Raw genomic sequence first — 24315 nt, 5'->3', positions numbered from 1 at the left:
GTATGTGAGACGAACCACCTGTCTCGGTATGACGTTTGCTGACGCGGAATCGTTTCGTGTGCAGGCGGATTTCTGGTGAGCCACGGAGGCGGGGTGCTCCTTCTCTCACTGTGCGCCATGATCCGGTCACCGTGTGCTCGGATCCGGAGTGTCGTACACCACTCCGAATCGAGTCCGGATCGATATCTGCCGTGGCACGTATCTCCGGTACCCGGCGGCATGTGGACGCGAGGCACGGCCTGCGATGTTTTGGGGGTGCGGCCGCATAGGCTGTCCGGTGTAAGTGCGTGAACCAGTGAAGGAGCCCAGTGGCCGCCCCGACGCCTCGCAGTACCGAGATCGACCCGACGTACAACGCCCGCCACCTGCTCGTCCTCGAGGGGCTCGAGGCGGTGCGGAAGCGGCCGGGTATGTACATCGGGTCCACCGACAGCCGCGGCCTGATGCACTGCCTGTGGGAGATCATCGACAACGCCGTCGACGAGGCCCTGGCCGGCCACGGCGAGCGGATCGACGTCGTGCTCTACAAGGACGGCTCGGTCGAGGTGAAGGACCGCGCCCGCGGCATCCCGGTCGACATCGAGCCGAAGACCAAGATGAGCGGCGTCGAGGTCGTGTTCACCAAGCTGCACGCCGGCGGCAAGTTCGGCGGCGGGTCGTACAACGCCTCCGGCGGTCTGCACGGCGTCGGCGCCTCGGTGGTGAACGCGCTGTCCGCGCGACTGGACGTCGAGGTCGACCGCGGCGGCACGGTCTGGACGACCTCCTTCCGGCGCGGCGTGGCCGGCGAGTTCGACGGCGAGGGCGCGAGCGCGTCGTTCACGCCGGCGAAGGGCCTGCGCAAGGCCGGCCGGGCGAAGAAGGGCGTCACCGGGACCCGGATCCGGTACTGGGCGGACCGGCAGATCTTCACCAAGGACGCGACCTTCAACTACGACGAGCTGGTCACCCGGGCGCGGCAGACGTCGTTCCTGGTGCCGGGGCTCGAGCTGGTGATCCGCGACGAGCGCGGTGACGAGGTCACCGAGGAGACCTTCAAGCACGACGGCGGCATCAGCGAGTTCTGCGAGTTCCTCGCCACCGACCAGAAGGTCACCGACGTGATCCGGCTGGCCGGGACCGGGCACTTCACCGAGACCGTGCCGATGCTCGACGACGCCGGTCACATGACGCCGACCGACGTCGAGCGGGACCTCGACGTCGACATCGCGGTGCGCTGGGGCGACGGGTACGAGACCGAGCTGCGGTCGTTCGTGAACATCGTCGCGACGCCCAAGGGCGGCACGCATGTGAACGGTTTCGAGCGCGCGCTGTCGAAGAGTTTCACGAACGCACTTGACGGCACCCGGCTGCTGAAGAGCGGCGAGGAGGTCATCAAGGACGACGTACTGGAGGGGCTGACCGCGGTCGTGACGGTGCGGCTCGCCGAGCCGCAGTTCGACGGGCAGACCAAGGAAGTGCTCGGCACTCCGGCCGCGTCGCGGATCGTGGCGAAGGTCGTGCAGTCCGAGCTCGAGTCGTTCCTGACCTCGACCAAGCGCGAGCACAAGGCGCAGGCGCGGGCCTTGATGGAGAAGGTCGTCGCCGCGTCCCGGACGCGCGTGGCGGCCCGTCAGCACCGCGAGCTGCAGCGGCGCAAGACCGCGCTGGAGTCGTCGGCGCTGCCTGCGAAGCTCGCGGACTGCCGCAGCAACGACGTCGACCGGTCCGAGCTGTTCATCGTCGAGGGTGATTCGGCGCTGGGTACGGCGAAGCTCGCGCGGAGCTCGGAGTTCCAGGCGCTGCTGCCGATCCGGGGCAAGATCCTGAACGTGCAGAAGGCGTCGGTCGGCGACATGCTGAAGAACGCCGAGTGCGCGTCGATCATCCAGGTGGTCGGCGCCGGGTCCGGGCGCACCTTCGACCTCGAGCAGGCGCGGTACGGGAAGATCATCTTCATGGCCGACGCGGACTCCGACGGCGCCCACATCCGCTGCCTGCTCGCGACCCTGTTCTTCCGGTACATGCGGCCGCTCGTGGAGGCCGGCCGCGTCTACACCGCCGTACCGCCGCTGCACCGCTTCGAGCTGACGAACCCGAAGAAGGGGCAGGACAAGTACCTGTACACCTACAGCGACGCGGAGTACCAGCGGAAGACGGCCGAGCTGATGAAGAAGGGCGTCCGCTGGAAGGAGCCCCCGCAGCGCTACAAGGGTCTCGGCGAGATGGACGCCGACCAGCTGGCCGAAACCACCATGGACCCGCGGCACCGCACGCTGCGCCGGATCACGGTCGACGACGCCGAGGCCGCCGCCCAGGTGTTCGACCTGCTGATGGGCAACGACGTTGCCCCGCGCAAGGAGTTCCTGGTCCAGGGCGCCTACGAGCTGGACGAGAACCGCATCGACGTATGACGCCGCGGCTGGCGTGCTTCGACCTCGACAACACCCTGATCGACCGGGACGCCGCGTTCCAGCAGTGGGCGCGGTGGTGGACGGAGCGCGCCGGCCTGGGCGCTGACGCGGCCGACTGGTTGGTTGCCCAGGACAACAGCGGGTTCACGCCGCGCGCGCAGCTGTTCGGCTTGGCGCGGGCCCGCTTCGGCCTTGCGACACCGGTCGAGGAGCTGGTGGCGTCGTACCACGAGGAACATCCGCGATTCACGTGGGTCGAGCAGCCGGTCCTGGACGGCCTGGCAGCGCTGCGCGAGGCCGGTTGGCGAATCGCCGTGGTCACCAACGGCGAGACCGTGCAGCAGAGCCTGAAGCTGGCGCACACGGGCCTGGAGGCAGCCGTCGACTTCGCCTGCATCTCCGAGTCCGTCGGCGTCCGCAAACCTGCCCGTCAGATCTTCGAAGCCGCTGCCACAGGAGCCGGTGCGCCCCTCGAGAACGGCTGGATGGTCGGCGACCACCCGTCCTACGACATCGCAGGCGGCCGAACCGCAGGCCTGCACACGATCCAGGTCGGCCGCCGCAACGGCCCGCCAACCCCCGACCACCAGGTCGACGCGATCACAGCGGCCTTCCCACTCATCCTGGAGGGCTCATCCCGATCACTAAACTGATCACTACCGTGCGCGGTGATCAGAATGGTGTTCATGGGGTGGCTTGAATGTCGAAAAGTCGACATTCAAGCGGTGGTGAACTACTTGCTGGTGATGATCAGGATAGTGATCACTTGGACAGGATTCTGATCAGGTGAGGGCTGCGCGGAGGATCGCGTGGGAGCCGGTGATGATGGCGTTCCGGTTGGACTCGTAGGTCGGGTCGGTGATCGCGGTCTTGTTGGTGAGGGCGAAGGACAGGACCGGGACGTGGAGGTGGCCGGCCGGCATCGTTGGGTCCAGGTGGTCGCGTTGGAGGGTGTTGCGGTACGCGACTTCGTTGGAGAGGTAGCCGCCGCCGGCGCCTTCGGAGGCGGTTGAACCGGGAGTCGGGCCGTCGGGGCGGCGTACCGGTGTGGTCTGGCCGGCGGGGATCTCCAGGATCGACGTGTTGACGCGCGTGCGGAACGGGGTCACATCGGTCTGCGCCATCCGGGCCAGGGGAAGGCTCGACGTGAGCCATTCGGGGCCTGCGGGCATGCCGGGTGCGACGACCGGGGCGCTGATCGTGCCGCCGCCCCAGAGGTTGTTGTTGTCACCGATCGAGCTGACCGAGCGCCGCCGGCCGTTGAAGACCTCGAGGTCGAAGATGCCCACCCGGCCCTGGCTCGCGGTCATCACGAGATCGGCGTGCTGCGGACCCGGGCGGTAGTGCGGCGCGAGCGCGTCCTCGACCATGTGCTCGTCGAAGTCCGGGTACCGGACCGGGAACACGACAGTCTGGATCTCGTACGTCGTCCCGTTGATCGTCCAGCGTCGCCCGTCGAGGGTGAGGGCGTTGGCGCCGGACGGGTTGCCGATCCGGATGTCCGCGTCCAGCGTGAACGGGTCGAAGCCGGTGACGAGTACCTTGCGGACGCCGGGGGAGAAGCGGGTGCTGGTGATCCCGCGGGAGGCGTACTCGAACGAGCGGAGCAGTTCGGCGCGTTCCGTCGTACCGAGGCCGAAGTCCGGCTGCCATCGGCGCAGGGCGAGCGCCATCGAGATGCGCGCCCAGTACAGGCCGCGGTCGTCGGTCGCGGGTAGTGCGTCGGCGCCGGGCGGCGCGTGCTGGGCGCGATGGGTCGCCGTACGCCAGAGGAGCTCGCCCTGGGTGCGGACGAGCTTTGTCGCCGCCTGGCGGTTGGGGACGCGGCACAGCAGGTGGGTGAAGAGGTCGACCTGGCGGTCGAAGCCGGAGCGGCGGAGGATCTCGGCGGGTACCGAGGGGCCGCCGTTGATGCCCCTGGTGAGGCGCTGCTCCTCGACCGTGCCGGCGACGGCCTGATCCAGGCAGCCGGTAACCGGTCCGCTGCGGAAGGCGGCGGCCGTGTCGGGTGTCGCGTAGGCGATCGGGGCGCCGGACAGGACGGCGGTCAGCGCGAGGGCGCCGGCGACCAGGGAGCGGTGGAATGAGGCGGGGCGGAGTCTCATACGTGGTGTCTATCAGATTTCCCGCCGGGAGCCGAGAGATCCTCGGATCTTCTGGGTACTGCAGACTGTATGCAATCTGCTACGGTCAGGTATCCGGTCGTGAGGAGGACCGCATGAGGCACCCGTCCCGCCGCCACATCCTGACCGCAGGCCTGGCAGCCGGCCTCGCCACCGGCCTGTCCAGCTGTGGGGCAGCCGGCCCCGCGGTGCCTGCGCCCAAGAGCGCGCCGCCCACCGGTGCGCCTGTTGCTGATGGCAACGAGGCGTTGGCTCGGCTGCAGGCCGGCAACGCGCGGTTCGTCGCGGCCCAGGAGCAGGAGCTGGACGAGGGCATCGCCCGCAGGATCGCTGTCAGCAAAGGCCAGCAGCCGTTCGCGACCGTGCTCGGCTGCGTCGACTCCCGCGTCCCGATCGAGCTCGTCTTCGACCAGGGCCTCGGCGACCTGGTCGTCGTCCGGAGCGCCGGCGGCGCGCTGGACCAGTCCGTGATCGGCAGCATCGAGTTCGGCATCGCCGAACTGCACACACCGCTGCTGCTGGTCCTCGGCCACCAGCGCTGCGGCGCCCTCGACGCCACGATCAAGGCACTGGACCACCCCACCGCGCACCCCGGCGAGCTCGGCTACCTGGTCGACACCCTCGCACCGGCAGTCCGCCAGATCGCCGGCAAACCCGGCGACCAACTCACCAATGCCGTCCACGCGAACACGGCCATGGTCCTCGCCAGCCTCCGCCGATCCACGGTGATCGGCCCCCTGGAGAAGTCCGGCAAACTCAAACTCGTCGCCGCGTACTACGAACTCGACACCGGCAGGGTCGTCGTGCAGCCCTAGTCGATCTGGGTGAGCAGCCCGGTGTCGACGTCGTACATGAACCCGCCGACGAGGATCTCGTCGCCGATGAGCGGATGCTCGCGGACCGCGGCGACGTCCCGGCGGAGCGCCTCGAGCTGGTCGGGGATGACGTTGATCGGCAGGTACCCGGCCGGCTTCCCGGCGGCCAGCTCGACCTTGGCGCGGAGCTGGTCCTCGGACATAGCGGCCATCGCGCAGCGGGTGTGCGGGATGATCATGATCCGCCGGACGCCGAGCAGCTGCACGCCGAGCACCAGCCCGGTCATCGTGATCTCGGTGACCCGGCCGCCGGCCGAGCGCAGTACCTTGGCGTCGCCCGGCTTCAGGCCGAGCATCTCCAGCGGCGGGATCCGGGAGTCCATACAGGTGACCAGCCCGATGCCGGCGTGCGCGATGCCGTCGAACCCGCCGTAGTGGAAGTCGGCGGCATACTCGGCGTTGGCGGCGAGCAGGTCGTCGAACCCGCCGCTCATCGGACCGCACCTGACACTGGGGTACCGGCTTGCAGAATCGACATGGCGAACGGTTCCTTTCCACACGAGTCCGGACGGGGTGGGTCGGCGGGCGCGCTGGTGACCGGCACGGACCACGACCTCCCGTCGACATGCTGGACAGTGACGGTGTCGGCCCCTTCGCCGATCACACGGAGGGCATCCAGGGAGAGCTCGCCGATGAGCTCCCGTACGGCGACCTCGGCCGCCTGACCGCGCTTGGTCCAGCTGGACCGGCCGCGGAGGCCGGTGAGCACCGTCTCGCCGCGATCGGCCGCGGCGAGCACCTCGACCGCCGTGTCGACGGTGAGGTGCCCGTGCATGGTCCCGGCCGGCAGGTACGTCGCGGTCGGCGCGAACCGGTGCCCGCCGAGATGGTTGGCTTCCCACACCCGTCCCGGTGCCCGCTCCGCAAGCCCGGCCACCAGGGGCCGGCCGAGGACGGCGCAGCAGCCGTCGCGCTTCCCGTTGGTACAGACCAGCACGATCGGCTCGTCCACCGGCGCCAGCGCGGGCAGCGACGCGGCAACCGCCGTACGGTCACCTCGAGCGACCGCGTCGAGGTCGAGGACGTCCAGCTCGGACGGATCCGCGACGCGTCCGCCGAGCAGCCAGCTCCGGCCGGGTGTGGTCGAGGCGACGAAGACCTGGTGCGCGCGCTCTGGGTTGTCCGCGTGCCGACCGGGGGAGCGGATCAGCCCGAAACGGACGTCGGCCTTCTTGCACTTGTCGTCGAAGGACCCGCCGAACGCCGGGTCGAGGTGGCTCTGCGTCGGCGCCTTCGCACCCCACGGGCCGGGTTGTTCGACGACGACCCAGCCGGCGGCGACGACGGCGGTGCCGGGGAGCGGTTCCCGCAGTTCCCGGCAGAAGGTCGAGCAAAGCCCAGCGCGCACAGCCTCACGTTACGCGAACTGAGACGACTGTCCCTCATGATGATCATCATGTGTGCGCTGCGCCACGTCGCCCGAGCAGCAGCACGCTCAGCACGGCGGCGAGGAAGGCGCAGATCGCGGCCCCCGCGAAGATCGCGTGAACTTGTGAAACGGCCGCGTCCCGGAGCGCGTCCACGAACGGGCGGCAGTTCGCGGGGGAGGCCGGGCAGAGCTCGTTCGGCGATTTGATGCCGTCGGCAATCGCGTAGTACCGGCGCAGACCGATCGCGGTCAGCGCCGAGACGCCGACGAGCATGCCGACCATCCGGGCGACCACGACGAGGGCACTGACCAGGCCGTGGCTGTCGGCGGGCGTCGCGCCCAGCATGGCGGTGTTGATCGGTGACAACGCCAGCCCGAAGCCGAAACCGCAGGCCAGCAGTACGACGGTCGCCGGCCAGTGGTCGAGCGCCGTACGGCTCCAGAACGCCATCACGACGAACATCGCCCCGGCCAGCGCCAACCCCGCGCCGGCGATCAGCCCGAGCCCGTGGCGCCGCGTCAGCCAGCCGCCGACGACCGCGCCGACCGGCAGCGCGATCAGGAACCGCAGCAAAACCAGCGCGGCCGCGAGCTGCCCGCCGCCCTGCGTGGTCCGAGCGAACACCGGTACGTCGACCAAGGCCGCAATCAGCGCACAACCGATGAGAAAACTGATCACCAGCGAGCCCCACGCGGGATGTACACCCAACAAACCACGAGGCACGATCGCGGCCGCCGTACGACGCTGCCACCACGCGAAACCTGCCGCGAACACCGCGGCCCCGACCAGCAGCCACGGGCCTGCGGGCGACATCAGCTCGCGCTCCGGGTCGGCCGTCGCGAACGCCAGCACCACCCCGGCCAGAGCGAGCGCCAGCAGCAGCGCGCCGACGAGGTCGACCTGCGACAGCACGCGGCCGAGGTGTCCCCGTGCCTGCCACAGCACCAGGCCGAGCCAGAGCACCGCTAGTACGAGCGTGGCCAGCCCGATCGGGGTGAGCAGCCGGGACGTACCGGTGAAAGGTACGAAGGGCAGGCCGAGCGTCACCCCGGACGCCAGCCGCTCAGGCGCGGTGAGCGTCAGCCCCAGGGCAACACAGGCGAGTACGCCGACCACGCCTGAGAGCCGCGGTCGCCAGCGCAGCAGAACGGCGAGCACAACAGCAACGACCAGGTTCAGCCAGAAGATGTAGCGCCAGTCGGCCACGGCGAGTACGGCGGCGCCGAGCAGCGGCCCCAGTACCGAGCCGACCTCCTGCACCGCTCCCACGACACCCAGCGGCAATCCGCGGCGTTCGGCGGGCCAGAGGTCGGCGACCAACGCCAGTGTCGCCGGGACGAGCCCGCCACCGCCGACGCCTTGGAGAAACCGACCGGTTACCACCAGCGGCAGGTCATAGGCTCCGGCCGTGATCAGTGACCCGACGGCGAACAGCAGCAGCGCGCCGATGAGGACCGGCGTACGCCCGACGACGTCCGCGATCCGCCCGATCAACGGCAGGACGGCGATGTATCCGAGCAGGAACCCGGAGATGATCGGCGCGGCCCGCTGCAGTTCGTCGGCGGACAGCCCGACCCCGGCCATCATGTCCGGCAGCGCGAGCACGACCACGTACGTGTCGGCAGCCGCGAACGCGACGGCGATCGCGGCCAGGGTCAGGCGGGTCCGCGCCGCGCGGCTGACGTGGGACGGGTCGTCTCCGGCCGGCTGCGCCTGCGGAGTGCCGGCGGCGTCGGTCACGGCTTGGTGATCTCGACCTTCTCGCCGTACTTGTCCAGGGTGACGTCGTAGCTGCTGGTCGCCCCGGCGTAGAACGGCCCGGTGATGGTCGCCGAGACCAGTTGTGAGGTGCTCTTGTCGATCTTGAACGTGCTCGGGAAGTCCTGGTCGGCGGGCGCCTTCGGGAAGATGCCCTGCAGCGACTTGCCCTGCACGGCGCCGGTGACCTCGGTGAGCACCTTCGCGCCCTCGCGCGTCTCACCCTTGATCTTGGGATCCTTGAGCGTCGGCAGCACCGCGGTCAGGCCCTTGTCCGGGTCGAGCAGGATCGCCGGGTCCGGCGCGCCCAGGCCTTGCAGCTGCGCCGGCGTCAGCTCGACGAAGGTCGGGGCGAACGAGACCTTCGCGTAGACCTTGCTGCCGACCGCGATCACCTCGGCGTCGATCGGCGAACCGCCGGACCGGACCGTCAGCTTGCCCTTGAACGCCGGCGCGTGGGTGGCGACGCCGTCACCGCCGGCGAGCGTCTGCGCGGTGTCCGGGAGGTCGCGGCCGGTGAGCACGATGTGCACGCTGGCCGCCTCGTCGATCGCCTTCTTGGCGCCGGTCAGCAGCGCGACCGCGTCCCCGCCGGACCCCCCGCCGCCGGAGCCCTTCTTGTCGTCCTTGTCGGTGCACCCGGTGACCGCGAGGACGACGACCGCGCACAGCGCGAGCAGTCTCTTCACGTTGTCAGCCTGCCAGATCGGGAGCGCACGCGGCGATGGGTTGCGCCACCGGTACGCCGGAACCGTCACGCCGCATGTCGACAGGCGGCAGCTCGACCGGGGCGCCGCTGCTGGCGCTGGCCTTCACCGGCGCGGCACCGACGTACCCGAGCAGCAGGCCGTCCTCGCCCTTGAGCAGCCGCTGGCACCGGACCCCGCCGGTCCCGCGGCCCTTGCCCGGGTACTCGCTGAACGGGGTGACCTTCACCGCGCCCACCTCGGTCCCGGGCAGCGCCGACGACGAGCCCGCGATCGTCACGACCTGCGCCTCGCGGCCGGTGTCGACGGCGCCGAAGAACACCACCTTCGCCTTCGCGGCCAGCCGTACGCCGGCCATACCGCCCGCGGTCCGCCCCTGCGGCCGCACGGCCGACGCGGGGAAGTGCAGTAGCTGGGCGTCCGAGGTGATGAAGCACAGCTCCTCGTCGCCGGTGGTCAGCTCGACCGCGCCGACGACCTCGTCGCCGTCCTTCAGCGCGATGATCTCCCACGCGTCGCGGTTGCTGAGGTGATCCGGTACGACGCGCTTCACGACGCCGCCGAGCGTCCCGAGAGCGACGCCGACCGAGTCCGGGTCCATCGTGGTCAGCGCGAGCGCCCGCTCGCCCGGCTCCAGCGACACGAACTCCGCGACCGGCGCGCCACCCTGCAGATTCGGCGCGTTCGCGGTGGTCGGTACGGCGGGCAGGTCGAGCGACTCGAGCCGGATCAACCGGCCGGCGCTGGTGATCAGCCCGTACTGACCGCGGGCGGTGCTCTTCACCGCGGACACGATCGCGTCGTGCTTGGCGCGCGACTCGGTGGCGCCGAACGGCTCCACGCCGTTCGTCCGCGCGAGCAGCCCGGTCGAGCTCATCAGGATCCAGCACGGGTCGTCGCTGACCTCGAGCGGTACGGCGGCGGTCTTGGTCGCGCCGGACGACTCGAGCAGCACGGTGCGCCGCGGCGTCCCGTACGTCTTCGCGACCTCGGCGAGCTCGTCGGAGACCGTCTTGCGGAGCAGCTTCGGGTCCTCGATGATCGCCGTCAGCGCCTCGATCTCGCGCTCCAGCTCGCCCTTCTCGGTCTCCAGTTCGAGCTTGGAGTACTTCGTCAGCCGGCGCAGCGGCATGTCGAGGATGTAGTTCGCCTGGATCTCGGACAGGTCGTAGATCTCGATCAGCCGGGACCGGGCCTCGGCCGAGTCGTCGCTGCTGCGGATCACCTGGATGACCTCGTCGATGTCCAGGATCGCGATCAGCAGACCCTCGACGATGTGCAGCCGGTCCTGCGCCTTCGTCCGGCGGAACTCGCTGCGCCGGCGCGTCACGTCGTACCGGTGGTCGAGGTAGACCTCGAGGAGTTCCTTCAGGCCGAGCGTGCGCGGCTGGCCCTCGACCAGGCAGACATTGTTGACGTGGAACGCGTCCTCGAGCGGGGTCAGCTTGTACAGCTGCTCCAGCAGCGCCTCGGGAACGAAGCCGTTCTTGACCTCGATCACGAGCTGGGTGCCGTGGGTGCGGTCGGTGAGGTCCTTGATGTCCGCGATGCCCTGGAGCTTCTTGCTCTGCACCAGGGTCTTGATCTTCTCGATCACCTTCTCGGGGCCGACCGAGTACGGCAGCTCGGTGACCACGATGCCCTTGCGGCGCGGCGTGACGTTCTCGATCCGGGCGGTGGCGCGCATCTTGAAGCTGCCGCGGCCGGTCAGGTACGCGTCCTTGATGCCGTCCAGGCCGACGATCTTGCCGCCGGTCGGCAGGTCCGGGCCGGGGATGAACCGCATCAGGTCGTCGACGTCGGCGTTCGGCGTCTTGATCAGGTGCCGCAGCGCCTGGATCACCTCGACCAGGTTGTGCGGGGCCATGTTGGTCGCCATCCCGACCGCGATGCCGGCGGCGCCGTTGACCAGCAGGTTCGGGAAGGCGGCGGGGAGGACGTAGGGCTCCTCCTCCTGGCCGTCGTAGTTCGGCTTGAAGTCGACGACGTTCTCGTCGAGGCCGGTCGTCATCGCCATCGCCGGCGGCGCCATCCGGCACTCGGTGTACCGCATCGCGGCCGGGCCGTCGTCGAGGGAGCCGAAGTTCCCGTGGCCATCGATCAGCGGGACCCGCATCGACCAGGGCTGGGCGGTCCGCACGAGGGCGTCGTAGATGGCGCCGTCGCCGTGCGGGTGGTACTTACCCATGACCTCACCGACGACGCGGGCCGACTTCACGTGGCCGCGGTCGGGGCGGATGTTGTTCTCCGCCATCGAGAACAGGATCCGCCGCTGGACCGGTTTCAGCCCGTCCCGCGCGTCCGGCAGCGCCCGCGAGTAGATCACCGAGTAGGCGTACTCGAGGTAGCTGGTGCGCATCTCGTCGGAGACGTCGACGTCGAGGATGTGCTCCTCGAAGTCCTCGGGCTCGGCGGTGTTGGTACGGCGTGCCATACGGGTCTACGAACTCCTCGCTCAAACGGTACGACGCCACGACGGTCCGGCGCCCCACCCATTGTCCCTGGTGAACGACAGTTTCCTCGGCCACGACCCGCACAACCCACACGGTCACAACCAGAGCGGACCCTACCCCCAGCCACCGACAGTAACGAGAGAGGAGGTGGGGCCCAACGGACACCGCTTCGCGGCGACTGCCCTTTCTGCCGCCTCCGGCGGCGCGCAGGACCCCCTCACCGACCCGGCAGGCGGCTGCACCAGGTCGCCTCCTCGCAAGCGGCGGCCTACGGCGGACGACTCGTGGCGAACGACTGCCGACCGGCGGGTTGCGACTCGCAATCGGCGGCAGGCTCGCGCTTGGTGTACTCCGCGGACCGGCCCGAATGGATCGCGCTGCGGCGAAGGCACGTGGTACGCGGCAGGCAGTCCCCTCGAACGGCTGGCGGCCTGCGGACGGCGGTGGTGCGCTAACGGATGGTACCCAGCAGGCAACCCGCGATCGACCTCCGGGTAGAGGCCCGCAGCCGCGAGCGCGCGGTCGGTGCGTACTTGGCGGGCGGCAGGCGGATGGCTCTTATAGCTGGATCCTTGCAACTGGCTGTGGAGGCCGGCGCTCGGCGGTCGGCATGCTCGGCACGGACAGTTGGCGCCCCGCACCTCGCAGTCGGCGGCACATGCTTGCAGTCGGCAACGTGGGCAGCAGTCGCGGCTGGTGGCTCGCGCCGTCAGAGGGACGCCCGCGGATCTCACTGACCAGCAGTTGCCAGTAGTTCGGGCGCGGCTGGGTCCACTCGAGACTTCCCGGCCGAACGTGAGTGATAGCAAGGCGCGGCGGCCATACGTCGCTGTGGTGGTTCAGGTCGTAGGTGCGGGCTTCGTGGGGCGTGCGTGGTTGATGCGGTGGGTGCCGGTGGGGTTGACGTGGAAGGTGAAGCCGTGGGGTGTGGTCCATTCGAGGGTGGTGTGGTTGATGCGGTGGACGGTCCAGCCGTGGGCGTGGGTTTTGACTCGATGGCCGTAGCGGCCGAGGGGTGCGAGGTTGGTGGTGGAGGTTTGTCCGGTGGGTCCGTGGGGGTCGTAAGGTTTGATGTGGTCGAGGTCGATGGTGTTGGTGGTTTCGCGGTTGCCGTAGGGAAAGAGTTCGACGGGGTGGGTGAGTTTGATGCGGTCGCGGATGCGGGTGGGGATTTCGTAGGCGTCGACGCTGACGGCGTCGTTGAGGTCGATGACGGGTTTGACGGTGTAGGGCCCGTGTCCGATGAGTTCGGCCAGCTGGGCAGCGAGCAGTGGGCCGATCGTTTCAGCACGCAGTACTCCGTTGCCGGTGGCCAGGGTGTGGTCGGTCAGATGCACGACGACCTCGGTCTGCCCCGGCCGCACTCGCCCCGTACCGCGCCCACCCACAGCAGCATCCACACGACCACCCGACGGCCCGTCACCCGCACCACCACCCGATGGCGCGATACCCGCACGACCACTCGACGGCGCGACACCCGCACAGCCACCCGACCGGTCGTCCGCCGGACCACCCATACGAGCGCCGGCGCGCGCGGGACCCCCGGCGCCATCCGATCCAGCCGATCCAGCCGAACCGGCCGAGCGGGCCGAGCGGGCCGAGCGGGCCGAGCCAGCCGAGCCTTCTGGACCAGCCGGATCAGTCAGACACGCCGGATCGACCGGATCGACCGGATCAGCCAAGTCAGCCGGATTTCCCGCATCACCCCCACAAGCCTGGGCAGTCGAGTCGGCCAGGCCAGGCGGACCAGCAACACCTGCGGGGCTAGGCGGGGCCTTTGAGTTGCCGTGGCCGTGGATGCAGGGCGGTTCAGTTGTGCTCCCTGCAGGTTCGAGGCGTCGGGGATCGGGGCCGTAGAGGTGCTGGGGGTTGGCGTAGGCGTCGTGTTTGATTTGCGCGAGCCTCGCGTTGAGTGCACGCAGCGCGGCGGCGTCCATCGGGCGGGCGTCATCAGCGTCGGTCTGCGCGTCCAGCATGTCCAAGCCCGGGCGGCCGTCGAACGGGTCAGTGATTGGTTCGGGATCAGGCGGTCCGGCGGCTTCCAGCCATGGATCCTCTGCTGGTCCTGGCGGTTCCTGCAGATCCTCGGCACACAAGCGTCGCCGGTCGTCGCCAGATCTGTCGTCCTGAACGACGGCGGGATCAGTGCCCGGCTGCTTGTCCAGTCCGGCCTCGACATCCGCCCCAGTACACGCATCCACCCCGGCCAAGATGTCCGGCCGAGTCTGCCCATCCTGCCCGTCCCTCGCATCCCTCGCATCCCGCGCATCCCGCCCGGCCAAGATGTCCGGCCGAGTCTGCCCATCCTGCCCGTCCCTCGCATCCCTCGCATCCCGCGCATCCCGCCCGGCCAAGATGTCCGGCCGAGTCTGCCCACCCTGCCCAGCCCACGTATCCAGCCCGGCCCGGCTGTCCGGCCGAGCCAGACCGTCCAGCCCGACATGCCCGCCCTGCGTAGCCTGCGCAGTCAATCCGGCCCGGTGGTCCGGCCCAGGCTGCGTGCCCGTCCCGGTTTGCGTATCCGGGTCGAACCGGTGGGCCGGGGTTGTGGGCGGGTGTGATGTCGCGTCGGCTGGGGGTGTGGGCGGGTGCGGCGTGGCGTGAGGTTCGGAGGCGGGCGGGTTGTTGTGCGGGTGTTCGCGGTTGGTGTGGGTTGGTGGCTGGGGGTTGGTGGCGGTGTGGGTTTGGGCGAGGAGTTCTTCGGTGAAGCGGGGGTCGGGGAGGATTTCGATGGCGGCGGCGCGGCGGTGTTGGACGGGGCGGGTGTCGCCGAGGGTTTTGAGGGCGTCGGCGATGGTGGCGATGCGTGCGTTGCAGCGGTTGATCGCGGCGGCGGGTGCTTTGATGTAGAGGGTTTTGTTGCCGTGGCCGTCGCCGCGGCCGACGAACACGCCGCGGTCGGCGGCGGCTTCGGCGGCCTCGTCCGCGGCCAGCGGTGGGTCGGCGTGGAGTTTGGCGGCGCGGACGATCTTTTCGAGCCGGTAGAACGACACGGTGTCGACCACGGCGGCGACGCGGCGGTCGACGTAGCTCGCGGCGGCGTGGGACAGCTTGACGCAGTGCCGCACGATCTGGCGTGCCTTCCACGGGGTGGCTTCGCCGTCGCGGATGGCTTTCCAGGTCAGTGGGAAGCGGTGCCGCAGTGCGAGGGCGTCGCCGATCAGGTCGCGGCCGACACCGGGCGAGACACCGATTACGACCGCGAACTCGGCCACTGCGAACTCCGCGATCTCCGGGCAGCCTTCCCCGCCCAGCACGATCGCGCGTTCCCGGCCGTCGCAGGTACGGCGGCCTGGACGGACGAGGGTGCCGCAGGTCGAGGGGTGGAAGCGGTCGGCGTAGACCTGCGCGTGCTCGAGCATGCGCGCGTCGGCCCGGTTGGCCAGCGCGCGCAACTCGACGGCCGACTCCAGGAGGTCCCGGGTCGGCAGCACGGTCAGATCATCCTCGAACATGTGTTCGATTCTATCTGCCTCAGTCGGGTTCACCAAATCGGATGGTGACCATTTTCCCTTATCCACAAGAGAAAATGAGAGGTTGAGTGCGAGTGATTGCCGTTGAGCGATCAGGCATCGCGAAGGTACGTGTCATGGGCAACTAGCAACCGCAAGGCGCCATGCTCCGTTGGGCGGGAGGGCGGCAGCACGGCGCTGGCAGCTCACGCTGTGCGCCCGACGACAACTGCGCGAGACTCGGACCTCGGGTGGCGAGGCAACCCAGGGATGCAGTGCGCAGCTCACCCAGGCCGGGACGCCGTGCCGAGGGACACCTGGCGAACGACGCCCGGCACGCGATCTGGGATGGGTTGCGTGCAGGTCATGTTCGGCGAAGGCGCAGCCGGCTTCGTCGTGACCGGCGTGTGGTCGCGGCGCCCTGCCCCTGTCCGTTCAACCAGGTCGTCGACGGTGACGGTACGTCCGCAACCGTGAGCCGGTGGCTGCTCCGCTCCGTCCAGGGAGATGGGGCCGCATTCGTCAACCTTGGTCGCACCACACTACGAACTGGCGCGCAGCTGCTGGCGGCGCGCGCCCCCGCCGCACCGGCCTGCGAGGCCAAATGCTGCGCGGGAGCATGAATCCGCAGCGCGGACAGCTTCGCGGGGCTCGTCGCTTCGCCGCTGGCTCGATGTCCGGCGGGGCTGTGAGCGCGCCGCCGAAGGCGGCCGAAAGGGTAGCGGTGTCCTATCTGGGAACTCCGCGCGCCGGTGGGTGGCTCGTCAAGGCAGTCTGCTCCGCGCAGCTGGTTGCTCGCCCTTGTGTTTGAGTCCGGAGGAGCCCTGTGCGCGCCGCCGGAGGCGGCCAAGAGGACTGTCGCCGCGAAGCGGTGTCCTTTTTGGGGGGCGGTGTCCTTCTATGGCTTTTTCGTGGGTTCGGTGAGGCGGAGTAGGTAGGTGGTGGGGGCCAGGGCGGAGGCTACTGCCAGGGTCAGGGCGAGGGCGGCGATGGATAGGAGGGTGGGCCAGGGGATTGTGGTTGGTACGTCGGTCAGGCCCGAGGTGAGGGCCTTGCGGAGGAGTATGCCGACGGTGATGGTGATTGCGGTGCCGAGGCTCAGGGCGACGGCTCCTACCAGCGATGACTCCCACAGGACCATCCGACGGAGTTGTGCCGGTGTCGCGCCGAGAAGGCGGGACGTGGCGAACTCGTGGCGGCGTTGCAGGCTGCTCATCAGCAGGGTGTTCGCGATCGCGATCGCGCTGTACACCGCGGCCGGGCCGAGCAGGATGAGCAGGCCGAACCGGTTGCCCTCGCGCAGGGCCTTGGCCTGCGCGGCCTCCCAGTCGGTGGCCAGCTGCGCGCCCGGCAACCGCTGGACCAGCGCGGGCGGGTCGACTCCGTCGGCCGGCAGTACGTAGCTCCGGGCGACCGACGCCTGTGGTGCGTGCTTGCGGGCGGTGTCGATCGGGAGCAGGAACGACGGGTTCACCCCGAACGCGTCCTTGACGATCGCGACGACCCGCAGCCGTACCGGCGTCCGGTCCGGGTAGACCATCGGGATCTCGTCGCCGACCCGGTAGCCCTCGAAGCCGGACATTTCTTTGCTGATGGCAACGGTGTCGCCGGTGAGCTTGCCGAGGTCACCGGACAGCACAGTGAGGTCCCGGGTCCGCGACGCCAGCGCCGGGTCGATCCCTTCGGCGTCCTCGAGTTCGGCGTAGTCGGCGGCGATGCGCACCAGTTGCACCGGCACCCCGGCATCGACGGCTTGTACGCCGGGTACGCCGGGCGCCACCGGCCCTTCGACCACGATCGGCGCGCGGACGGCGTCGCGGATGTTCGCCGCCTCACTGTCGGCGGCGAAGCTCAGCGTCAGCACCATCGACCCCGCGATGGCAGAGATGGCGAGAATCGGTGCCGCCAGCGAGGCACTCCGGCGCGGTGCCGTGATCACGTTGCTCCGCGCGAGCCGCCCCGACACCTGCGTCCACGCCACCAGCGGCACCGCCCACAGCCGTCCGACCAGCGGCACGATCAGCGGCGCGAGCAGCGTCAGCGCGACCACCATCACCATCGGCGTGAACATCGCCAGCGGCGCCGCACCCTCACCCGTCGACGGCCGGATCAATGCCAGCATCACGACCGCGCCGGCCAGGAACAGCACCCCGAAAACGATCCGCACCGGCCCGATCTGCGGAGGCTCCAGCGCAGCCTCCCGGAGCGCGTCGATCGGCCCGACCTTCCCCGCTCGCCGGGCTGCCGACCGTGCTCCGAGCATCGCCACCAACAGCCCGGCCCCGACCGCGATCGCGAGCGGTACCCACGGCGACGCCGGTTCCAGCTTCACCGGCGCCAGGTCGGTGTACGACGCCTTGCTCAGCAGCAGGGGAGTGGCGAGGTGCGCGGCCAACGCCCCAGCCAGCGAGGCGGCGACCGCGACGACGAGCGCCTCGCCGAGGATCATTCGCCGGATCTGCCGCGGCGTCGCCCCGATGAGCCGCAGCAACCCGATCTCGCGCCGCCGGGACGCGACGGCAAAGGCGAACGTGCTCGCGATCACGAAGATCGTGATGAACCCGGAGATCGTCGCGACCATGCTCAGCACGGTCTGCAGCCCCGACACGTCGGCGCCGGACAACGGCACGCTGACCCGCTGCGGAGGGGTGCCGTCGCCGCCGAGTGTGGTGACGGTGATGCGTTCACCGGCCGGTCCGTCGTACGCGATCGTCGCCGCCGTCGCGGTGGCGGCCAGCCCGAGCAGGAACACGCCCGCCGCGAGCGCGACGAAGGAACCGGCGTACAGCGCGCGGTGCCGGCCGACGGTCTGGCGGCTGATGCTGAACATCATCGCTCCAGCTCGCTCATCGCCGCGGCGATCTGCGCCGGGGTCGCCCGGTCGAGGTGCCCGGCCAGCAGCCCGTCGGACAGGAACAGGACGCGCGAGGCGTACGCCGCCGCGACCGGGTCGTGGGTCACCATTACGACGGTCTGCCCCACCCGGTCGGTTGCCTCGCGCAACAGTCCGAGGATCTGCCGGCTGGTGCCGCTGTCCAGGGCGCCGGTCGGTTCGTCGGCGAAGAACACCGACGGCTTCGTGATCAGGGCCCGCGCGATCGCGACCCGCTGCTGCTGCCCGCCGGACAGCTCCGCGGGCCGCCGCTTCGCCTTGCCCTCCAGGCCGACCTGCTCGAGCGTCCGCAGTACGTCGTTCCGCGCCGGACGCCGGCCGGTGAGGCGCAGCGGCAGGGCGACGTTGTCGTACACGGTCAGCGACGGCAGCAGGTTGTACGCCTGGAACACGAACCCCATGTCGGCCCGGCGCAGCTTGGTGAGCTGCACCTCGTTGAGCCCGCCCAGCGTGACGCCGTTGAGCACAACGGTCCCCGTGGTCGGCTGGTCGAGTCCGGCGGCGCACTGCAGCAGCGTGGACTTCCCGGAGCCGGACGGGCCCATCACCGCGGTGAACGAGCCGCGCGCGAAGTGGTACGTCACCCCGTGCAGCGCGTCGACCGCGCCGGCCTTGGAGCGGTACGTCTTGGTGATGCCGTCCAGCAGCAGGGCCGGCGGTTCGACAGGTGCGACGGAGGGGTACGTCGGCGCAGTAGCGGTCATGGAACCAGCTAATCGCCGGAACGACGGCGAAGCGCTGGCCCCGGGGAGAGAGCTGCGGTAGCGCGCACGCTACCGCCGAACCGGCCGCCGCCCACCTAGGGTTGGCCTGGTGGAGAGTCCGAAGACGGTCTGGGGTGCGCTGGCGTCGCCGCGGTACCTCATCTCGTCGTGGCCGTGGCGCAGCTACGCGTACCTCCTCAGCTCCGTGCCGATGGGCGCGCTGTCGATCGTCGTCCTGGTCGGGCTCGCGGGCCTGAGCGCACTCCTCAGCCCGATCCTGATCGGCATCCTGATGCTCACCGCGTTCCCGCTGATCGGGGCCGGGATCGGCTGGATCGAGCGCAAACGGGCCGGGCTGATGCTCGTGGACGGCGTCAGCAGCCCGCACGCGGACCTGCCGGCGGGCCTCAAGCTGCGGGCCAGGCTGGCGTACCGCCGCCGCGAGCCGGCGTCGATGCGGGCGCTCGGCTACGGCTTCGTGCTCGGCGTCTTCCTGTGGCCGGTCAGCGCGGCCTTCGCCGGGATCAGCGCGACCGTGCTGCTGACGACCCTCGCGGCGCCGGTGATCGCGGACGGCGACGAGATGGGCATGGGCCCCTGGATCCTCGACACCGCGCGCGAGGGCTTCGTCTTCCTGATCCTGTTCGGCCCGGCGTTCTACGCGGTCAGTTCGTACCTGCTCGGGCTGCTCGCCGGCGCCGAGGCCGCGCTCGCGCGGGCGCTGCTCGGCCCCCGGCAGGAGGAGCTGCAGCGCAACCTCGCGGAGCTGCGCCGGTCGCGGCTCGACCTGGTCGACGCGTTCGAGACCGAGCGGGCGCGGATCGAGCGGCACCTGCACGACGGCGTCCAGCAGCGGCTGGTCGGGCTCACGATGACACTCGGACTGGCCGAACTCGATCTGCCCGAGGGCGAAGGCCGACGGCTCGTGGTGAAGGCACACGCGGAGGCCGAGGCGGCGCTCGCGGATCTGCGGGCAGCGGTCCGCGGGATCCATCCGCGGGTCCTGGTCGACCACGGGATCGAGGCCGCCGTCCGGGAGGTGGCGGACCGGATGCCGCTGCCGGTGACGATGGAGTTCGCGATCCCGACCCGGCTGCCCGCGCCGATCGAGGCCGCGGCGTACTTCGTCGTCAGCGAGGCGCTGGCCAACGTGGCCAAGCACGCACAGGCGACGCACTGCGAGGTGTCCGGCTGGGTGGACCGGGACAAGCTCGTGATCACGGTGCAGGACGACGGGATCGGCGGTGCGCGACTTGGCGCGGGCACCGGTCTGACGGGCCTGGTGACACGGCTCGACGCGTTGGGAGGCACACTCGACGTCGACAGCCCACCCGGTGGGCCGACGCGACTGAGGATGGAGACCCCGTGCCGACTCGGCGACTGAGCATCGTGCTGGCCGAAGACTCACTGCTGCTGCGCGAGGGCCTGGCGAGCATTCTCGACCGCGCCGGGCACGACGTCCGGGACAGCGTGGGCGACGCCGACACGCTGCTCGCGGTCGTGCGCAAGGACCCGCCGGACGTCGTGATCACCGACGTACGAATGCCGCCCGGGCACAGCGACGAGGGGCTGCGCGCCGCGGCGGCGATCCGGGCCGAGCTGCCCGCGATCGGGATCCTTGTGTTGTCGCAGTACGTCGCCGACGCCTATCTGTCGACGTTGCTGGAGACAACGACCGGCGGCATCGGGTACCTGTTGAAGGACCGCGTTGGGCATGTGGCCGAGTTCCTCGAGTCGCTGGACCGGGTCGCGGACGGCGGGACGGTCGTCGACCCGGAGGTGGTGCGCCAACTGCTGGCGCGCCGGCGCAACGACGGGCCGCTGTCGGCACTCACCCCGCGCGAGCTCGAGGTGCTGGCATTGATGGCGGAGGGCCGGGTGAACGCCTCGATCGCCGAGCAGCTGGTCGTCAGCGAGGCGGCCGTCCGCAAGCACGTCGGCAACATCTTCGCGAAACTGCAGCTCGACGACGGCCTCGACCGCCGCGTGTCCGCCGTACTGACCTATCTGAGGGGCTAGACCATGGATGAGGCGATCCGGAAGATCCTCGCGGAGTGCGAGACGTGGGCCGTGGTGGGGTTGTCGAACAACACCAGCCGGGCGGCGTACGGCGTGGCGCGGTTCCTGCAGGGGCACGGCAAGCGGATCGTGCCGGTGCATCCGGCCGCGGAGACCGTGCACGGCGAGCAGGGGTACGCGACGCTGGCGGACATCCCGTTCGCGGTCGACTGCGTCGACGTGTTCGTGCGCTCGGAGCTGGCCGGCGACATCGCCGACCAGGCGGTGGGAATCAAGGCGAAGGCCGTGTGGTTCCAGCTGGACGTAGTTGATCAGGACGCCTACGCGCGGACGACCGCGGCGGGACTCACGATGGTGATGAACCGGTGCCCGGCGATCGAGTGGGGGCGTCTCGGACCGACCAGCTGAAAGGCACCGATGTTCACGATCGACACCTCCACCGATTTCGGCAAGCGGATCGAGCGGCAGCTCGGCGACGAACGCGTGGTCTGGCTGACCACCGTCGGGAAGTCCGGAACCCCCGCGCCGAACCCGGTGTGGTTCCTCTGGCACGACGACGAGATCCTGATCAGCAGCCAGCCGGACAAGGCCAAGCTGCGCAACGTCAGCACACACCCGCAGGTCGCGGTGAACTTCAACGCCACCCACACCGGCGGAGACGTCGGCGTGATCTCCGGTACGGCGGTCGTCGACGCCGCGCCGATCAGCGGCGCGGCGCTCGCGGCGTACAACACGAAGTACGCCGAGGACATCGCCGGCCTGGGGATGACCCCGGACCAGTTCCACGCCGACTACTCGGTCCTGATCCGGATCACCCCGGAGAAACTGCGCGGTTTCTAGCTGCTAGTTGAGGTAGCCCTCGACGGTGTCGGCCGAGCGGGCCTGGGCGTCGTCGGGGTTCTCGCCGAACTCCCGCTTGGCGCGGCGCTGCCGGAGCAGGTCCCAGCACTGGTCCAGCTCGACCTCGAGCGCCCGGAGCCGGGCCTGCTCGTCGGCGTTGTCGACCTGGCCGGCCGCGTGCTTGGACCGCAGCTCGTGCTCCTCGGCCACCAGTTCGTCGATGCGGCTGAAGATGCTCTTGTCATCGCTCATGAGGCAACCGTACGCCCGTCCGGAAGCTGCGCGCGGGAGAGCAACTCGGTGAGCACGAGGATGGCGATCGCCTCGGCGGCCACCAGCCCGATCAGGACGACGAGTTGCAGCGCGGCAGCCGCGGTCGGCGAGGCCCCGCCGAGGACCATGCCGACGAAGGCGCCAGGCAGCGTGACGAGCCCGACCGTGCGCGTCTGGTCCAGTGCGGGCAGCAGCGCGTCGCCCGCGACCGGTCCGACGACGAGCTTGAACGCGTCCGGCTGCAGCAGCCCGATCGACAGTCCCGCTTCAAACTCGCCGTACCGCGTGCCGTACTCGCTGAGCACCCGCCGCCCGGCAAGTGTGGTCGCGGTCATCGCCCCGCCGACGATGATCCCGCCCATCGGCAGGATGCTGGCCGGGTTCCGCGGTACGACGCCCGGCAGGAGCAGCAACAGCAGTACGACGAACGCGCCCGACCCGATCGCGGCGGCGCAATAGGCCCACTGGCCGGGGACCTCGGCCGTGTGCCGGATCCGCCGGGTGCTGGTGACGGTGGCGACCACGAACATCAGCAGGACGAACGCGAGCGCGCCGAGCGTGTGCTGCAGCGCGACGCCGACCACCAGACCGACCGCGGCGAGCTGCACGACCGCGCGCAGCGCCGCGGTGACGATGCCCTTGTCGTGCCGCAGGCCGGCGTACCGGGACGCGGCGACGCCGATCGCGATCAGCAGTGGCAGGACGACGACGGCTGCCCAGCCGAGGCCGGTATCGAAGGACATCGCGGGCTACTTGAAGTCGGCCTCGTCGTACGTCTGCCCGCTCGTCCCGCTCTCGACCTTCGCCGCCTCGTCCGCGCGCAGCTCGACGCGGCGGATCTTGCCGGAGATCGTCTTCGGCAGCTCGGCGAACTCGATCCGCCGGATCCGCTTGTACGGCGCCAGGTGCTCGCGGCAGAACGCCAGGATCTCGCCGGCCAGCTCCCGCGACGGCTCGTGCCCGGCCGCGAGTACGACGTACGCCTTGGGTACGGCGAGCCGTACCGGGTCCGGCGACGGTACGACGGCCGCCTCAGCGACGGCCGGGTGCTCGATCAGCACCGACTCCAGCTCGAACGGCGAGATCCGGTAGTCGCTGGCCTTGAACACGTCGTCCGAGCGCCCGACGTAGGTGATGTAGCCGTCCTCGTCGCGGCTGGCGACATCGCCGGTGTGGTAGTACCCGTTGCGCATCACCTCGTCGGTGAGCTCCTGCGCGTCCCGGTACCCACGCATCAGCGGGACCGGCGCGGGCGCGAGCTCGATGCAGATCTCGCCGTCGTCGCCGATCTCGTCGGTCGACGGGTCGATCAGCGCGATCGTGTACCCGGGCAGCGGGCGGCCCATCGAGCCCGGCTTCACCGGCTGACCCGGCGGGTTGCCGATCTGCGCGGTGGTCTCGGTCTGGCCGTACCCGTCCCGGATCGTGATGCCCCAGGCGTTGCGGACCTGCTCGATGACCTCGGGGTTGAGCGGTTCGCCGGCCGAGATGCACTCGCGGATCCGGACCTCGACCGCGGACAGGTCGGCCTGGATCAGCATCCGCCACACGGTCGGCGGCGCGCAGAACGTCGTCACGCCGTACGTCTGCAGTACATCGAGCATCTTCGCGGCGTCGAAGCGTTTGTAGTTGTAGAGGAACACGGTAGCGCCCGCGTTCCACGGGGCGAACACGTTGCTCCAGGAGTGCTTCGCCCAGCCGGGGGAGGAGACGTTCAGGTGCACGTCGCCGGGCTGCAGGCCGATCCAGTACATCGTCGACAGGTGCCCGAGCGGGTAGCTGACCTGGGTGTGCTCGACGAGCTTCGGCTGGCTCGTCGTACCGGAGGTGAAGTACAGCAGCAGCGAGTCGTCGGCGGCGGTGTCGACGTCGGGCACCGGGCCGTCGTACGTCTCGGAGTCGGGATAGTGCAGCCACCCCTCGGCGGACGAGCCGACCGCGACGCGGAGGCAGTGGTCCGCGATGCCGGCGTACCGTCCGGCGTCGGTGCCGCTGGTGACGACGGCGCGGACGTTGCCGCGGGAGATCCGGTCCGCGAGATCGGCGTCGGTGAGCAGCGTGGTGGCGGGGATCATCACCGCACCGGCCCGGATGCAACCGAGCATCGTCTCCCACAGCTCGACCTGGTTGCCGAGCACGATCAGCACCCGGTCGCCCGGCTTCAGCCCGGCCTCGGTCAGCCAGCCGGCCACCTTGCGGGACCGCTCGGCCATCTCGGCGTACGTCCGCGTCGTGACCTTACCGTCCTGCTCGACGATGGTCAGCGCGGCCACCTCCGGCTGCTCGACCGCCAGCGCGTCGAACCAGTCCCGTGCCCAGTTGAACCGCTCGAACTGCGGCCAGCTGAAGTCCCGGTACGCCGTCTCGTAGTCGTCCCGGTGCGCCACCAGAAAGTCCCGCGCCGCCCGGAACTCCCGGGTGACCTCCGCAGTGCTCTGCTCCGCCATGCAGCGCA

At 70.0% G+C, this 24315-nt stretch carries 19 protein-coding genes; 7 read left to right on the top strand and 12 right to left on the bottom strand.

Features of this window, described 5'->3' with window-relative positions; genetic code table 11:
- The first annotated feature begins 308 nt into the window (after positions 1-308).
- Positions 309-2393 (top strand): DNA topoisomerase IV subunit B, encoded by a 2085-nt coding sequence (locus ABN611_RS33270; RefSeq protein WP_350276245.1) that lies wholly within the window; start codon positions 309-311, stop codon positions 2391-2393.
- Positions 2390-3046: an HAD family hydrolase gene (locus tag ABN611_RS33265; RefSeq protein WP_350276244.1), complete on the top strand. Its 657-nt coding sequence runs from the start codon at positions 2390-2392 to the stop codon at positions 3044-3046. Before ABN611_RS33270 ends, ABN611_RS33265 begins: the two co-directional genes overlap by 4 nt.
- A gap of 129 nt (positions 3047-3175) precedes the next feature.
- Here ABN611_RS33265 and ABN611_RS33260 read toward each other — a convergent pair whose 3' ends face one another.
- The gene (locus ABN611_RS33260) at positions 3176-4498 is read right to left on the bottom strand and encodes a hypothetical protein (protein WP_350276243.1); all 1323 of its coding nucleotides are present in this window, start codon (positions 4496-4498) and stop codon (positions 3176-3178) included.
- A 113-nt stretch (positions 4499-4611) separates the two neighbouring features.
- Here ABN611_RS33260 and ABN611_RS33255 point away from each other — a divergent pair, with 113 nt between their 5' ends.
- On the top strand, positions 4612-5331 hold the full coding sequence (locus ABN611_RS33255) for a carbonic anhydrase (protein WP_350276242.1): 720 nt from the start codon (positions 4612-4614) through the stop codon (positions 5329-5331).
- Here the strand turns inward: ABN611_RS33255 and ABN611_RS33250 are convergent.
- From ABN611_RS33250 to ABN611_RS33215, 8 genes are all read right to left on the bottom strand, one after another.
- A complete protein-coding gene (locus ABN611_RS33250) occupies positions 5328-5825 on the bottom strand; it encodes a carbonic anhydrase (protein WP_350276241.1) in 498 nt (165 codons plus the stop codon). The genes ABN611_RS33255 and ABN611_RS33250 overlap by 4 nt on opposite strands.
- Positions 5822-6739: a sucrase ferredoxin gene (locus ABN611_RS33245; RefSeq protein WP_350276240.1), complete on the bottom strand. Its 918-nt coding sequence runs from the start codon at positions 6737-6739 to the stop codon at positions 5822-5824. The genes ABN611_RS33250 and ABN611_RS33245 overlap by 4 nt, the downstream gene beginning before the upstream one ends.
- A gap of 46 nt (positions 6740-6785) precedes the next feature.
- Positions 6786-8501: an MFS transporter gene (locus tag ABN611_RS33240; protein ID WP_350276239.1), complete on the bottom strand. Its 1716-nt coding sequence runs from the start codon at positions 8499-8501 to the stop codon at positions 6786-6788.
- Positions 8498-9208, bottom strand: coding sequence for an LppX_LprAFG lipoprotein (locus ABN611_RS33235; protein ID WP_350276238.1), 711 nt, complete (start codon positions 9206-9208; stop codon positions 8498-8500). Before ABN611_RS33235 ends, ABN611_RS33240 begins: the two co-directional genes overlap by 4 nt.
- 4 nt (positions 9209-9212) lie before the next feature.
- The gene (locus tag ABN611_RS33230; protein ID WP_350276237.1) at positions 9213-11660 is read right to left on the bottom strand and encodes a DNA topoisomerase IV subunit A; all 2448 of its coding nucleotides are present in this window, start codon (positions 11658-11660) and stop codon (positions 9213-9215) included.
- A gap of 858 nt (positions 11661-12518) precedes the next feature.
- Positions 12519-15134, bottom strand: coding sequence for a hypothetical protein (locus ABN611_RS33225; protein WP_350276236.1), 2616 nt, complete (start codon positions 15132-15134; stop codon positions 12519-12521).
- Between the two features lie 895 nt (positions 15135-16029).
- Complete coding sequence (locus tag ABN611_RS33220; RefSeq protein WP_350276235.1) at positions 16030-17964, bottom strand: FtsX-like permease family protein; 1935 nt, start codon at positions 17962-17964, stop codon at positions 16030-16032.
- The gene (locus ABN611_RS33215) at positions 17961-18728 is read right to left on the bottom strand and encodes an ABC transporter ATP-binding protein (protein WP_350276234.1); all 768 of its coding nucleotides are present in this window, start codon (positions 18726-18728) and stop codon (positions 17961-17963) included. The genes ABN611_RS33220 and ABN611_RS33215 overlap by 4 nt, the downstream gene beginning before the upstream one ends.
- Before the next feature lie 109 nt (positions 18729-18837).
- On the opposite strand from ABN611_RS33215, the gene ABN611_RS33210 reads away from it, so the two are divergent.
- The 4 genes from ABN611_RS33210 to ABN611_RS33195 are packed head-to-tail and all read left to right on the top strand — an operon-like array spanning position 18838 to position 21587.
- Positions 18838-20112 (top strand): sensor domain-containing protein, encoded by a 1275-nt coding sequence (locus ABN611_RS33210; RefSeq protein ID WP_350276233.1) that lies wholly within the window; start codon positions 18838-18840, stop codon positions 20110-20112.
- Entirely contained in the window at positions 20094-20747 is a 654-nt protein-coding gene (locus tag ABN611_RS33205; RefSeq protein ID WP_350276232.1) for a response regulator transcription factor, read from the top strand. Before ABN611_RS33210 ends, ABN611_RS33205 begins: the two co-directional genes overlap by 19 nt.
- A gap of 3 nt (positions 20748-20750) precedes the next feature.
- The gene (locus tag ABN611_RS33200) at positions 20751-21155 is read left to right on the top strand and encodes a CoA-binding protein (protein WP_350276231.1); all 405 of its coding nucleotides are present in this window, start codon (positions 20751-20753) and stop codon (positions 21153-21155) included.
- A 9-nt stretch (positions 21156-21164) separates the two neighbouring features.
- Entirely contained in the window at positions 21165-21587 is a 423-nt protein-coding gene (locus ABN611_RS33195; RefSeq protein WP_350276230.1) for a TIGR03667 family PPOX class F420-dependent oxidoreductase, read from the top strand.
- Between the two features lie 3 nt (positions 21588-21590).
- On the opposite strand, the gene ABN611_RS33190 is transcribed toward ABN611_RS33195, so the two are convergent.
- From ABN611_RS33190 to ABN611_RS33180, 3 genes are read right to left on the bottom strand one after another with little or no spacing between them, the layout of a single operon-like run.
- Positions 21591-21839, bottom strand: a complete 249-nt coding sequence (locus ABN611_RS33190; RefSeq protein ID WP_350276229.1) for a DUF2630 family protein — start codon at positions 21837-21839, stop codon at positions 21591-21593.
- The gene (locus ABN611_RS33185; protein ID WP_350276228.1) at positions 21836-22603 is read right to left on the bottom strand and encodes an ABC transporter permease; all 768 of its coding nucleotides are present in this window, start codon (positions 22601-22603) and stop codon (positions 21836-21838) included. Before ABN611_RS33185 ends, ABN611_RS33190 begins: the two co-directional genes overlap by 4 nt.
- Positions 22604-22609: 6 nt before the next feature.
- The gene (locus tag ABN611_RS33180; protein WP_350276227.1) at positions 22610-24307 is read right to left on the bottom strand and encodes an AMP-binding protein; all 1698 of its coding nucleotides are present in this window, start codon (positions 24305-24307) and stop codon (positions 22610-22612) included.
- Positions 24308-24315: the final 8 nt, after the last annotated feature.

It is taken from the genome of Kribbella sp. HUAS MG21, assembly GCF_040254265.1.
In the GTDB taxonomy this organism is placed as follows: Bacteria; Actinomycetota; Actinomycetes; order Propionibacteriales; family Kribbellaceae; genus Kribbella.
The sequence above is the reverse complement of the archived record's forward strand: the minus strand, read 5'-3'. Positions and strand labels throughout refer to the sequence as shown.